At 64.3% G+C, this 12,743-nt stretch carries 16 protein-coding genes and 2 pseudogenes; 2 read left to right on the top strand and 16 right to left on the bottom strand.

Annotation, left to right across the window (positions count from 1 at the left end; genetic code table 11):
• Positions 1–1,574, top strand: a 1,574-nt coding sequence (gene eccE / locus RHBS_RS15505) for a type VII secretion protein EccE (protein ID WP_128645972.1), incomplete at its 5' end; no start/stop codon positions are given.
• Positions 1,575–1,581: 7 nt separating this feature from the next.
• On the opposite strand, the pseudogene RHBS_RS15500 reads toward eccE, so the two are convergent.
• The 9 genes and pseudogenes from RHBS_RS15500 to infA form a co-directional block, all read right to left on the bottom strand.
• Positions 1,582–2,138, bottom strand: a pseudogene (locus tag RHBS_RS15500) (NADPH-dependent FMN reductase).
• 30 nt (positions 2,139–2,168) lie between these two features.
• Positions 2,169–3,062, bottom strand: coding sequence for a tRNA pseudouridine(38-40) synthase TruA (truA, locus tag RHBS_RS15495; protein WP_121870431.1), 894 nt, complete (start codon positions 3,060–3,062; stop codon positions 2,169–2,171).
• Between the two features lie 5 nt (positions 3,063–3,067).
• A pseudogene (rplQ, locus tag RHBS_RS15490) lies at positions 3,068–3,654 on the bottom strand (50S ribosomal protein L17).
• A 34-nt stretch (positions 3,655–3,688) separates the two neighbouring features.
• Positions 3,689–4,753 carry a DNA-directed RNA polymerase subunit alpha gene (locus tag RHBS_RS15485; protein WP_008718222.1) on the bottom strand — a complete coding sequence of 355 codons (1,065 nt, stop codon included), beginning with the start codon at positions 4,751–4,753 and terminating at the stop codon, positions 3,689–3,691.
• A 99-nt stretch (positions 4,754–4,852) separates the two neighbouring features.
• The gene (gene rpsD, locus RHBS_RS15480) at positions 4,853–5,458 is read right to left on the bottom strand and encodes a 30S ribosomal protein S4 (RefSeq protein WP_032397528.1); all 606 of its coding nucleotides are present in this window, start codon (positions 5,456–5,458) and stop codon (positions 4,853–4,855) included.
• 21 nt (positions 5,459–5,479) lie between these two features.
• Positions 5,480–5,893 (bottom strand): 30S ribosomal protein S11, encoded by a 414-nt coding sequence (gene rpsK / locus RHBS_RS15475; protein WP_027496331.1) that lies wholly within the window; start codon positions 5,891–5,893, stop codon positions 5,480–5,482.
• A complete protein-coding gene (rpsM, locus tag RHBS_RS15470) occupies positions 5,893–6,267 on the bottom strand; it encodes a 30S ribosomal protein S13 (RefSeq protein ID WP_008718227.1) in 375 nt (124 codons plus the stop codon). Before rpsM ends, rpsK begins: the two co-directional genes overlap by 1 nt.
• A 204-nt stretch (positions 6,268–6,471) precedes the next feature.
• On the bottom strand, positions 6,472–6,585 hold the full coding sequence (rpmJ, locus tag RHBS_RS15465) for a 50S ribosomal protein L36 (RefSeq protein ID WP_025347279.1): 114 nt from the start codon (positions 6,583–6,585) through the stop codon (positions 6,472–6,474).
• An 89-nt stretch (positions 6,586–6,674) separates the two neighbouring features.
• Positions 6,675–6,896, bottom strand: a complete 222-nt coding sequence (gene infA / locus RHBS_RS15460; protein WP_005140011.1) for a translation initiation factor IF-1 — start codon at positions 6,894–6,896, stop codon at positions 6,675–6,677.
• A gap of 345 nt (positions 6,897–7,241) precedes the next feature.
• Here infA and RHBS_RS15455 point away from each other — a divergent pair, with 345 nt between their 5' ends.
• On the top strand, positions 7,242–8,135 hold the full coding sequence (locus RHBS_RS15455) for a glycosyltransferase family 2 protein (protein ID WP_183130209.1): 894 nt from the start codon (positions 7,242–7,244) through the stop codon (positions 8,133–8,135).
• A 2-nt stretch (positions 8,136–8,137) separates the two neighbouring features.
• Here RHBS_RS15455 and map read toward each other — a convergent pair whose 3' ends face one another.
• From map to rplR, 7 genes are all read right to left on the bottom strand, one after another.
• The gene (gene map, locus RHBS_RS15450; RefSeq protein WP_121870433.1) at positions 8,138–8,935 is read right to left on the bottom strand and encodes a type I methionyl aminopeptidase; all 798 of its coding nucleotides are present in this window, start codon (positions 8,933–8,935) and stop codon (positions 8,138–8,140) included.
• Positions 8,935–9,489, bottom strand: a complete 555-nt coding sequence (locus tag RHBS_RS15445; RefSeq protein WP_094739494.1) for an adenylate kinase — start codon at positions 9,487–9,489, stop codon at positions 8,935–8,937. The genes map and RHBS_RS15445 overlap by 1 nt, the downstream gene beginning before the upstream one ends.
• The gene (gene secY / locus RHBS_RS15440) at positions 9,486–10,808 is read right to left on the bottom strand and encodes a preprotein translocase subunit SecY (protein ID WP_032397531.1); all 1,323 of its coding nucleotides are present in this window, start codon (positions 10,806–10,808) and stop codon (positions 9,486–9,488) included. Before secY ends, RHBS_RS15445 begins: the two co-directional genes overlap by 4 nt.
• A 315-nt stretch (positions 10,809–11,123) precedes the next feature.
• Positions 11,124–11,567 (bottom strand): 50S ribosomal protein L15, encoded by a 444-nt coding sequence (gene rplO, locus RHBS_RS15435; protein ID WP_032397532.1) that lies wholly within the window; start codon positions 11,565–11,567, stop codon positions 11,124–11,126.
• Positions 11,568–11,569: 2 nt separating this feature from the next.
• The gene (rpmD, locus tag RHBS_RS15430) at positions 11,570–11,749 is read right to left on the bottom strand and encodes a 50S ribosomal protein L30 (protein ID WP_008718256.1); all 180 of its coding nucleotides are present in this window, start codon (positions 11,747–11,749) and stop codon (positions 11,570–11,572) included.
• A complete protein-coding gene (gene rpsE / locus RHBS_RS15425; RefSeq protein WP_032397534.1) occupies positions 11,749–12,420 on the bottom strand; it encodes a 30S ribosomal protein S5 in 672 nt (223 codons plus the stop codon). The genes rpmD and rpsE overlap by 1 nt, the downstream gene beginning before the upstream one ends.
• A gap of 34 nt (positions 12,421–12,454) precedes the next feature.
• On the bottom strand, positions 12,455–12,743 hold a 289-nt coding region (gene rplR, locus RHBS_RS15420; RefSeq protein ID WP_128645970.1), incomplete at its 5' end, for a 50S ribosomal protein L18.

Here is a 12,743-nt window from a genome sequence, read left to right as displayed (position 1 = left end):
CGCAGGTGCGGCCCGGGTGGGTGCTGCTCGCCGCTGCGGCAGTAGCGCTCGTTCCGTTCGTGGCCGTTCGGCGCAGACCGGTCGTCGACTGGGTCCGGGCCATCTGGCGGTTTCTCGCCGATCGTGCCCCCGATGTCGGCGTGACCACCGAACACACCGACACCTCGGACGGCCCGGTCGGGGTCCACTGGCAGCGCAACACCGTCACCTGCACCATCGAAATCGCCGCGCCCGAGCACGCCACCACGGTCCTCGGCAGGGCGAGCGCCGAGACGCAGCACGCACTTCCTGTCGACGCGTTGGCGTCGTGTCTTCGACAACACGACATCGAGGTCTGCTCGATCGACGTAGTCGCACTCGGTTTCCGAACCTCGGCAGGGTCGGTCGCTACCGAGGTGTACGAGGGACTCATCGGTCCGCTACCGGCCGTAGCGGTGCGAACCGTCTGGGTGGCAGTCACTCTCGACCTGCGCGCGAATGCTCGGGCGATCGAGGTCAGAGGCGGAGGCAGGGCCGGAGGCGCCCGCACCGCTGTTGTCGCGACCACGAGGGTCCTTCGCGCTCTGCACGCCCACGGTCTGTCCTCGCGACTGTTGACGGGTTCCGAACTTCGGTCGGCCGTGTTGCACCTCTGCCGGGGGGTCGGTACCGACGATCTGACCCAGACATGGTCGACAGCGCCCATGCCTGGTGCGTCGAGCACCGTGTTCGGAATCGATTGCAGCGCAATCACTGCCGAGGACATCGCAACCCTGTGGGCAACACCGTCCCTCGGAACGACGATGTCGTTCCACCTGCAGCCGACCCGCGACACCGGCACGGTGCGCGTCGGTGGGTCGTGCAGATTCGCCGCCCGGACACCGATCACGAAGCCTCGGGTACGCGCGTTGACCTCGATGAGTGGAAGTCAACACGACGGCATCCTCGCACAGCTTCCACTCGCCGTACCCGTACCGAAGTCGTTGTCTCCCAGCCGAATTCTCGATGTCTCGACGGTGAACGAGTTGATGCTCCCGGTGAGCGGCTGCGGCCAGCTGCTGGGATCCGACGCCCACGGACACGGCGTCGCGGTGCGGTTGTTCGGACCGGGACTGACACGAGTTCGAGTCGTGGGAGAGCTCTACCTCGCTCAGCAACTGCTCTTCCGAGCCATTGCCACCGGTGCCAGAGTCCTCGTCCGCACCGACCGCCCCCACGCCTGGCGCGCGCTTCTCGACGCCATCGGCGCTCCCGATCGACTCCTGGTCGACGGCACTACGTCCCGATCCCGCCCGTCGTACGACGTGATCCTCATCGACTTCGCCGACGGTTCGGAACCGCCTGCACAACAGGGACTTTCGGGCGTCACGGTGATCTCGTTGTCCGAGCATGTGCCGCGGACCGGCCGCACCGATCAGGAGCTGAGCATGCCGCGATCGGAGCCGGATCTGACGATCGTGCAGCCCCATGCGTCGGGTGATCGAATTCGAGTCCGGTCCGGTCCGCTCGACGTCGAGTTGACGCTGGTCACGATTCCGCAGGAAACAGAATTCATCGGCCGGCCACGGAGTCTGCGCCCCGCAGTACGTGCATGACCGATTCTCAGCCGGGGTAGTCGGCCCGCCCACGTGCGCCGGCCACTGCGTCGGCCCACCACTCCAGCTGATCGAGAAGACGCCCGAGAGCGTCGACGGCGGCTGCGTCGTCGATGCGTCCCGACTCGTCGAACCGCTTACGGACCGATGCAGCGACACGGCGTCTCGGACGGAGACCATGTGCAGTTCGGCGGTGATCTCCCGTAACTGTTCGGTGGCTCGAATTCCCCCGCCGAGCCCGCCGTACGAGACGAATCCCACTGGCTTGCCACGCCATTCGTATTTCACCGTGTCGAGGGCAGTCTTCAACGCACCGGGCACGCCGTGGTTGTACTCGGGGGTGACGAACACGAAGGCGTCGGCGCGTCCGACGGTCCGGGTGAAGCGTTCGGAGGCCTCACACGGAACGAGGGAATTCGGTAACTCGAAGTCGGCCAAATCGACGTCGACCACCTCGACGGCGGTGCGTTCGGCGGCGACACCTCGAACCCAGGCGGCGACGGTCGGACCCACTCGACCGGCGCGCACACTACCGACGACGATCGCGAGCTGTATCGGCTGCATCGCTCCGACAGTAGACCCGGTGGCGCTCGGTCAGCCCTCTCCCCCACAGCAACCGTCGGTGATCGCCGACCGCACTTCTCGGGTGGCCGCGTTCCGGGCGGCCAGCTCGTCGGCCGGTGGATAGTCGACTCGAACCAAGGACAAGCCGTGCGCCGGAGCCACCGCCACCTCGCTCGCCCTCTCGCGGCGAGTCAACAGCGACCGCGCCCAGTCGGGAGTTCGGCGGCCTTCCCCCACGGCCTGCATGGCACCGACGAGACTACGCACCATCGACCAGCAGAATGCGTCGGCGCTGACGTACGCGGTGAGGCGATCGCCGTCGCGCTCCCAGTCGAACCGCTGCAGTTCCCGAACGGTGGTGGCACCGTCACGTCGCTTGCAGAACGCGGCGAAATCGTGCAGACCGATCAATCCCGCGGATGCCTCGCGCACCGCGCCAAGATCGATCGGCCTCGGCCAGGACACGACACCGGCGACGTCGAGGGGGTCGACGCCGTAGAGCGCCGTGCCGAATCGGTACTCGTAGTGCCTGCGGTACGCCGAGAACCTGGCGTCGAAATCGCGGGAAACGGTGCTGATGGCCCGCACTCGAACATCGGTTGGCAGAAACCGGGCCATTCGCCGGACCAGTCTGTCGTGATCGTCCGGAACGTCGACGGCATCGAAGTGCGCCACCTGTCCCGTTGCGTGGACTCCCGCGTCGGTTCGCCCCGCCACGGTCAGCTCTATCGGTTGCCGCAGCACCGTGGAGAAAGCTTCTTCGAGCACTCCGCAGACGGTGCGGATACCCGGTTGGCGCGCCCATCCGGAGAAGTTCGTGCCGTCGTAGGAGATGTCGAGCCGATATCTGGTGGGTACCGAAAAAGCGGGCCCGCCTTCCCCTGAGGGAATGGCGGGCCCGCTTCGATCGTGCTCGGAGCTCAAAAGGACTAGTCCTTCTTTGCTTCCTCGGCCTCGGGGGCGTCCGACGCGTGTGCGTCGTTGTCCTCGATGCCGTCGATGACTGCGTCGGCGTTGGCCACCTCGGCGTCGGTCGCGTCGGCTTCGACAGCCTCGACGACGTTCTCGTCGGTCGCGTCCTCGGCCGGAGCCTCGGTTGCGGCGGGAGCAGCCTGCGAAGCTTCACGCGGCGTGCGCGATCGGCTTCGTTGGACACCGTCTGCTCGTTGACGAGCTCGATGATGGCCATCGGCGAGTTGTCACCCTTGCGGGGGACGGTCTTGATGATGCGCGTGTAGCCACCGTCGCGATCGGCGAAGAAAGGCCCGATCTCGGCGAACAGCTTGTGCACGACATCTTTGTTGTTGATCGTCTTGAGAACCTCACGACGATGCGCCAGATCACCCTTTTTGGCATGGGTGACGAGCTTCTCGGCGTGGGGACGAAGGCGCTTGGCCTTCGACTCGGTGGTGGTGATGCGGCCGTGCTCGAAGAGTGACGTCGCCAGGTTGGCCAGGATGGCCTTCTGGTGCGACGCCGACCCGCCGAGACGGCGGCCCTTGGTGGGCTTGGGCATGATGAATCTCCTAGTAAGAGCTCCAGCGAGCTGATTACAGCTGTTCTGTCTCGGCGTAGTCCTGCTCGGCACCTTCGGTGTCGCTGAAGGAGCCGGCGTCGGTGTCACTCCACGTGCCCGTGGTGGCGTCGTAGCCAGGCACGGTGCTCGGATCGAACGACGCGGGGCTGTCCTTGAGGGAGAGGCCGAGCGAATGCAGCTTGACCTTCACCTCGTCGATGGACTTCTGCCCGAAGTTACGGATGTCGAGCAGATCGGACTCGGTACGACCAACCAACTCGCCGACGGTGTGAACACCCTCGCGCTTGAGGCAGTTGTAGGACCGGACGGTGAGGTCCAGATCCTCGATGGGGAGTCCGAAGGAAGCAATGTGATCGGCCTCGGCGGGCGAGGGTCCGATCTCGATGCCTTCTGCTTCGACGTTCAGCTCACGGGCGAGGCCGAAGAGCTCAACCAGGGTCTTGCCCGCCGAAGCGAGCGCGTCCCGCGCGGTGATGGAATTCTTGGTCTCCACGTCGAGAACGAGCCGATCGAAGTCGGTGCGCTGTTCGACGCGGGTGGCCTCCACCTTGTAGGTGACCTTGAGCACGGGTGAGTAGATCGAGTCGACCGGAATACGGCCGATCTCGGCACCCGATGCCTTGTTCTGAACGGCGGGGACGTAGCCGCGACCGCGCTCGACGACGAGCTCGATCTCCAACTTGCCCTTGTCGTTCAGGGTCGCGATGTGCAGATCCGGGTTGTTCACCGTGACGCCGGCCGGAGGCACGATGTCGCCTGCGGTCACAGCGCCGGGGCCCTGCTTGCGGACGTACATGGTGACCGGTTCGTCTTCTTCGGAGCTCACCACGAGGCCCTTGAGGTTCAGGATGATGTCGGTGACATCTTCCTTGACTCCGGGGACGGTGGTGAATTCGTGGAGGACGCCGTCGATACGGATGCTGGTGACAGCAGCGCCGGGGATCGACGACAGCAGGGTGCGGCGGAGCGAGTTGCCGAGTGTGTAGCCGAAGCCGGGCTCGAGCGGCTCGATGACGAATTTCGAGCGGTTGTCGGCGATGACCTCTTCGGTCAGCGTCGGGCGCTGTGAAATGAGCATTGTGTGTTCCTCCTGTACGGGCGTCCGCTATTTGACGCCCACGTGTGGAGGCGAAGACGCATGTGAGCCTCGCGAGGAGACTCACATGCGTGCCGCGCCTTACTTCGAGTAGTACTCGACGATGAGCTGCTCCTGGAGCGGCACATCGATCTGTGCGCGCTCCGGCAACCTGTGAACCAGGATGCGAAGACGGTTGGGAACGACCTGCAGCCACGGGGCGACGGGACGGTCGCCGTAGCTTTCGCGGGCGATCTGGATCGGCAGCGTCTGTGCCGACTTCTCACGGACGTCGATGATGTCGTACTGCGAGACGCGGTAGCTGGGGATGTCGACGCGCTTGTTGTTCACCAGGAAGTGACCGTGCGTGACCAGCTGACGGGCCTGACGACGCGTACGTGCCAATCCGGCGCGGTAGACGACGTTGTCGAGACGACTCTCGAGGATGGTCAGCAGGTTCTCGCCGGTCTTGCCGACCGTCCTGTTGGCTTCCTTGTAGTACAGACGGAACTGCTTCTCCATGACGCCGTAGGTGAAGCGAGCCTTCTGCTTCTCCTGCAGCTGAAGCAGGTACTCGCTCTCCTTGATCCGCGCGCGGCCGTGCTGGCCGGGCGGGTAGGGACGACGCTCGAACGCCTGGTCGCCTCCGACGAGGTCGACGCGCAGACGACGCGACTTGCGGGTGATAGGACCGGTATAACGTGCCATTTTCTAAACCTTTCCTTCCCGCTAGACCCGACGCCGCTTGGGCGGACGGCAGCCGTTGTGCGGCTGAGGGGTGACATCGGAGATGGTGCCGACCTCGAGGCCAGCGGCCTGAAGCGAGCGGATCGCGGTCTCACGGCCGGAGCCGGGACCCTTGACGAAGACGTCGACCTTCTTGACGCCGTGCTCCTGTGCCTTGCGCGCAGCGTTCTCGGCTGCGAGCTGTGCGGCGAACGGAGTCGACTTGCGCGAGCCCTTGAAGCCCACGTGTCCCGAGGACGCCCACGAGATGACGTTTCCGGCGGGGTCGGTGATCGACACGATCGTGTTGTTGAACGTGCTCTTGATGTGCGCAGATCCGTGCGGGACGTTCTTCTTGTCCCTGCGACGCGTCTTCTGCGCCTTCTTCGGACCGGTACCGCGTGCTTTGGGGGGCATTACTTCGCCTTCTTCTTGCCGGCAATGGTGCGCTTGGGTCCCTTACGGGTACGCGCATTGGTCTTGGTGCGCTGTCCACGGACGGGCAGACCACGACGGTGGCGAAGACCCTGGTAGCAGCCGATTTCGATCTTGCGACGGATGTCGGCCTGAACCTCGCGGCGCAGGTCGCCCTCGACCTTGAGGGACTCGTTGATGTAATCGCTGAGCTTGCGCAGATCGTCGTCGCCGAGATCCTTGCTTCGCAGGTCGGGGCTGACGCCCGTCGCTGTGAGGATCTCCTTGGAGCGGGTACGGCCGACGCCGTAGATGTAAGTCAGTGCGATCTCCATGCGCTTTTCGCGCGGCAGATCCACACCTGCGAGACGTGCCATGTGGCATTTCCTTTTCTTGTCCGGAGGTCTGCTCCCAGTCCGTCCCCTGTGTCCTTCTCACCGCTGGGGTGTGAAGCGTCTTTCAACAAACTCAGTGGGGCCCCGGCCTCCGTGCCGGGGGTATGCCGTGACGCGTGTGTCACGGTTGGTGCTGGGAGGTCATCTTCTAGCTGTTGCCAAGCCGACGTGCGAAAAGCTCGGTGGTTATCCCTGACGCTGCTTGTGCCGCAGGTTGTCGCAGATCACCATGACGCGTCCGTTACGACGAATCACCTTGCACTTTTCGCAGATCTTCTTGACGCTCGGCTGAACCTTCACGTCGTTGATCTCCTGTGTGTAGCTCGGCCCCGCTGCATGCAGTGGATCCGAGCATGGTTCTCCCCGACCGGACGTGGCCGGGGAAGCTCTTACTTGTAGCGGTAAACGATGCGTCCACGCGTGAGGTCGTAGGGCGAAAGCTCTACCACGACGCGATCCTCGGGAAGGATGCGGATGTAGTGCTGACGCATCTTTCCGCTGATGTGAGCGAGTACCTTGTGGCCGTTTTCGAGCTCAATGCGAAACATCGCATTGGGCAGCGGTTCGACAACTCGGCCCTCTACCTCGATAGCACCGTCTTTCTTGGCCATATCCTCCGCGATCCTGGCTCTCACACCTGGTTGATTGCATCTGTTTCCGTTACCGTGATGCCCACTGACCGACCCGAGTCAACGGGCCGATGTGTCGCCGGAACGGTTCGCAGGCCACCAGGGCACGCGAACATCCGGTACGCAGGGCGCACCGTCGATCCATGTTACCGGGTAATGCACGTCTGGCCAAATGCGTCCCGCGTCCATGCTCCAGGTCAACGGTTGCCCCAGTTCGATTTCCTGAGCTAACGTTCTGCTGGGCTGCATCACAGCCGCACTTCAGGCCGTCCCGCCTGCGCTCGCAGCGGCGGCCATGTCCGCGACGACGACCACAAGGCATCCCTCTTGAGCTCAGACACGCGCACCGGCAACCCGGTCGTATCCGTCATCATTCCGGTTCACAACTCCAAGGATGTTCTCGACGACCAACTACGAGCTCTCGCTCGACAGGACTACGAGCATCCCTTCACGGTGATCGTCAGCGACAACGGCTCGACCGACGGCCTTCGCGAACACATCGACAACCATTGCCTCCGTGGAGCCCTGGATCTGAAGTACGTCGATGCTGCGGGACAACCGGGCGCATCGTTCGCACGTAACAGGGGTGCAGACGCCGCCCGCAGCGAACTGCTCGCCTTCTGCGACGCGGACGACGCGGTGCACCCGAGCTGGCTCCGGCGCATCGTTGCCGGCCTCGACGAGTACGACCTGGTAGGCACCGGCCTGGAGACCGAGACCCTGAACTCCGCTGCCACGCGAGCATCGACACCGTTCGCGCCGCCGTCGGATCAGGGCAAGTCGACATACCTACCGTTCGCCATCGGTGCCAGCATGGCGTGCCGCAGATCGACCTACCGTCAACTCGGCGGCATGCTCGAGTACGTACACGCCAGCGAGGACATGGAGTTCTCGTGGCGCGCACAGCACGCGGGATATCGATTGCACTTCATCGCCGAACCGCTGGTCTCGTACCGACTGCGCACCGGCCATCGAGAGAACTGGAAGCAGGCAGGCGCTCTGGGGTACGGATCGGCTCACGTGCGCGGCCTCTACCGAGTACACGGCTGCCCACCCTTCCGGGCACGCTCGATCTCCATCGCTCTGCTGATGCTCGGCATACGAAACCCGCTACTTCCCACGGCGGTGACCAAGATGCCCACTCGGCTCTGGCTACGTCTGGTGGCTGCGCACCTCGGACTGGTCCGCGGGGGTCGGCGCTACGGATCGTTGGCCTGGTGACCCTAACTGGGTCGTAGCGTCAGGATCCGCGGCCCGTCCTCGGTGACGGCAACGGTGTGTTCCCAATGCGCCGACCGGGATCCGTCGGTGGTCACGACCGTCCACCCGTCGTCGAGGATGTCGGTGTCGTACGTACCGAGGGTCAGCATGGGCTCGATCGCGAGAGTGGACCCGACGACCAGTTCCGGTCCCTTACCCGGCGCGCCCTCGTTCGCGAGGAACGGGTCCATGTGCATCTCACGGCCGATGCCATGACCGCCGTACCCGTCGACGATTCCGTACTTGCGGCCGTGAGCCTGCTCGGCCGCGTGAGTTCCGGATTCGATGGCGTGCGAGACGTCGGTGAGCCGGTTGCCGGGAAGCATCGCGGCGATGCCGGCTTCCATCGACAGCCTCGTCGCCTCGCTCAGCATCGCATCGGCCTCGATGATGTCGCCGACGCCGAATGTCCAAGCAGAGTCTCCGTGCCAACCGTCGAGAACTGCCCCACAGTCGATGGACACCAGATCGCCTGCGACAAGGAGTTCGTCTGCCGACGGAATGCCGTGCACCACACGGTCGTTCACCGACGAACAGATACTGCCGGTGAAGCCGTGGTATCCGAGGAACGACGGCACCGCACCGGCATCACGAATGACCGCCTCGGCCACTCGGTCGAGCTCGAGAGTCGAGACACCGGGCACCGCCGCGTTGCGGACGGCCACCAGAGCAGCGCCGACGACCGCGCCGGCCGCAGCCATGGCGTCGAGTTCGCCGGCACTGCGGAACGGCACGACCTTGCGTTTACGGCCGAACGCCATTACTTGCCGTGGTCCTCGATGGACTTCAGCGCGCGAGCGTTGACCTCGTCCACCTCACCGATCGCGTCGACCGTGACGAGTTGACCCTCGTAGTAGTCGAGCAGCGGCGCGGTCTCGTCCCGGTACACCTTGAGTCGGTTCCGGATGACGTCTTCCTTGTCGTCCTCGCGTCCACGCGAGAGCATCCGTTCGACGACGACATCCTCGTCGACGACGAAGGAGAGGACGGCGTCGAGCTTCGCGTTCAGATCCGCCAGGATGCCGACCAGTGCCTCGGCCTGACCCACCGAACGTGGGAAGCCGTCGAGCAGGAAGCCGTTGACGGCATCGGGCTCGGAGAGGCGACTGCGGACCATGTCGATCGTCAGCTCACTGGGAACCAGGTCGCCTGCATCGAGGTACTTCTTCGCTTCGAGTCCGAGCGCCGTCTTCTCGCCGATGTTCGCGCGAAACAGGTCGCCGGTCGAGATGTGCGGAACGCCCAGCTTCTCGGACAGGAGGACGGCCTGGGTGCCTTTGCCGGCACCGGGGGGACCGAGCAGAACAAGTCTCACTTGAGGAACCCTTCGTAGTTACGCTGCATCAGCTGGCTTTCGATTTGCTTCACGGTATCCAGGCCCACGCTGACCATGATCAGCACGGCGGTGCCACCGAAGGGGAGGTTCTGTCCTCCACCCGAACTTCCGATGTCGAGGAACAGGTTCGGGAGCACGGCAATGGTGCCCAGGTAGACCGCGCCCGGCAATGTGATGCGACTGAGGACGTAGTTCAGATAGTCGGCGGTCGGCTTGCCCGGCCGGATGCCAGGGATGAACCCGCCGAACTTCTTCATTTCGTCGGCGCGCTCTTCGGGGTTGAACGTGATCGCCACGTAGAAATACGTGAAGAAGACGATCAGACCGAAGAAGATCGCGATGTACACCGGGTTCGCGGGGTTCACCAGGTACTCGTTGATGATGCGCTGCCACCAACTCGGATCGACCGCGGTGCTCGCCGAGGTGAGCTGGGCGATGAGGTTGGGCAGGTACAGCAGCGAGGACGCGAAGATCACCGGGATGACGCCGGCCTGGTTGACCTTGAGCGGAAGGTACGTGGACGAGCCGCCGTACATCTTTCGACCGACCATGCGCTTGGCGTACTGGACGGGAATTCGGCGCTGACCCTGCTCGACGAAGACCACGCCGGTGATGATCAGGAACGCTGCGAAGCAGACGAATCCGAACACCAACCCACCGCGGCTCTCGAGGATCGAGTTGCCCTCGGACGGGATGCGCGAGGCGATTCCCGCGAAGATGAGCAGCGACATGCCGTTGCCGACGCCGCGTTCGGTGATGACCTCACCGAACCACATGACGACGGCTGCACCTGCGGTCATGACGAGCACGATGATGACGAGACCGAAGATGCTCTGGTCGGCGATGATGTCCTGCTGGCAGCCCTGAAGCAGTTGGCCGCGCGAGGCGAGGGCCACCAGGCCGGTCGCCTGCAGGATGGCCAAGGCGATCGACAGATAACGCGTGTACTGCGTCATCTTGGCCTGTCCCGACTGTCCCTCCTTACGGAGTTCCTCGAACTTCGGGATGACGACGGTGAGCAGCTGCACGATGATGCTGGCGGTGATGTACGGCATGATGCCGATCGCGAACACCGAGAGCTGAAGGAGCGCTCCACCGGAGAACAGGTTGATCAACGAGTAGATGCCGGCCGAGTCTCCACCGGAGACCTGGTCGATGCATGCTCGGACATTGGCGTAGTCGACACCCGGCGACGGCAGCGTGGCACCGAAGCGATACAGGGCCACCAGACCGAGCGTGAAGAGGATCTTCCGTCTCAGGTCAGGAGTCCTGAGGGCCGACACGAAGGCGGAAAGCAAAGATCCTCCTGGCACGACTGCGTTGACGCTGCGAGTGCTTCGTCGGGAGCGCAACCGGCGCTCCCGTGAGCCTCACGAGCATGGACTGCAGGCGACATGCATCGCCCGCATCGAAACGAACTTCTGTGAACTCTAGAACTCTAACAGTGCGTATCGAACCGCCCGACGGTCAGTGTTGGACCCTGTCCGTTCGGTCGACCACGGCACGTGGTGCCGAGGCAACGATGGCCGCAGCTCAGCTGCGAGAGCTGTGGCTGCGGCCATCGTCACGAACTGCTGGTCGATGCGCTGCTACTCAGCACATCGAACCGATGCTCATACCTCGGTTGCAGAACCGCCGGCAGCGGCGATCTTTTCCTTGGCGGAGCCCGTGAACTTGTTGGCCGAGATCTCGACCTTCACGGTCAGGTTTCCGTCGCCGAGAACCTTGACGGGCTCGTTCTTGCGAACGGCGCCCTTGGCGATGAGCTCGGGGATACCGATCTGACCGCCCTCGGGGAACAAACGCTCGATGTCGCGCAGGTTCACGACCTGGAACACGACACGGTTGCGGTTGGTGAAGCCCTTGAGCTTCGGGAGCCGCATGTGGAGGGGCATCTGGCCACCCTCGAAGCGTGCCGGCACGTTCTTGCGTGCGCCGGTTCCCTTGGTACCGCGACCTGCGGTCTTGCCACGCTTGCCACCTTCACCACGGCCGACGCGAATCTTCGTCGACTTGGATCCGGCTGCGGGGCGCAGGTGGTGCAGTTTGATGGTCATGGTTAGACCTCCTCAACAGTTACGAGGTGGCGCACCGTGTTGACCAGTCCGCGGTTCTGCGGGTTGTCCTCGCGGACGACCGTCTGGCGGATGCCCTTGAGCCCGAGAGTACGCAGGCTGTCACGCTGGTTCGCCTTCTGGCCGATGGTGCTCTTGATCTGGGTGACCTTCAGCTGAGCCATTACTTCACCGCTCCTGCCTGTGCGCGTGCGCGCAGCATTCCGGCGGGTGCAACCTCTTCGAGGGTCAGGCCGCGGCGAGCCGCAACTTCCTCGGGACGCTGCAGACCCTTGAGGGCTGCGACGGTCGCGTGCACGACGTTGATGGCGTTGTCGCTACCGAGCGACTTCGACAGCACGTCGTGGACACCGGCGCACTCCAGCACGGCACGCACAGCGCCACCGGCGATGACGCCGGTACCGGCGCTGGCCGGACGCAACATGACGACGCCTGCTGCGGCCTCGCCCTGGATGGGGTGCGTGATGGTGCCGGCGATCATCGGGACGCGGAAGAAGCTCTTGCGAGCCTCCTCGACACCCTTCTGGATGGCCGCGGGAACTTCCTTGGCCTTGCCGTAACCGACGCCGACCAGTCCGTTGCCGTCACCGACGATGACGAGGGCGGTGAAGCTGAAGCGTCGACCACCCTTGACCACCTTGGAGACGCGGTTGATCGTGACGACCTTCTCGATGAAGTTCGACTTGTCCGCAGCGTTGCCGCCACGGCCGTTGTCACGACGGTCACGACCGCCACCGCGGTTGTCGCCGCGCTGGTTGTTGTCGCCACCTGCGTTGGGGCCACTGTTCTGTCCGGCGGGGCCGCTTCCGCCGTCACGCCGTTGACGTCCCGGCATCAGGCTGTCCTTCCGTTGTCAGTCATTGTCATCATCAGAACGTCAACCCGCCTTCACGGGCTGCGTCTGCGAGTGCCGCGATGCGGCCGCTGTAGTTGTTGCCGCCGCGGTCGAACACGACTGCCTCGACGCCGGCTGCCTTCGCGCGGCTGGCGATGAGCTCGCCGACCTTCGCGCTGACGGCCTTCTTGTCGCCCTCGAGGGCGCGCACATCGGCTTCGATGCTCGACGCGCTGGCCAGCGTGTGGCCGGCGAGATCGTCGATCAACTGCACGTGGATGTGACGCGAGGACCGGTTGACGACCAAGCGGGGACGCTCGGGA

Source organism: Rhodococcus sp. BS-15, from assembly GCF_000813105.1.
Classification (GTDB): Bacteria; Actinomycetota; Actinomycetes; order Mycobacteriales; family Mycobacteriaceae; genus Rhodococcoides.
This window is presented reverse-complemented; position numbering and strand designations above follow the sequence as displayed.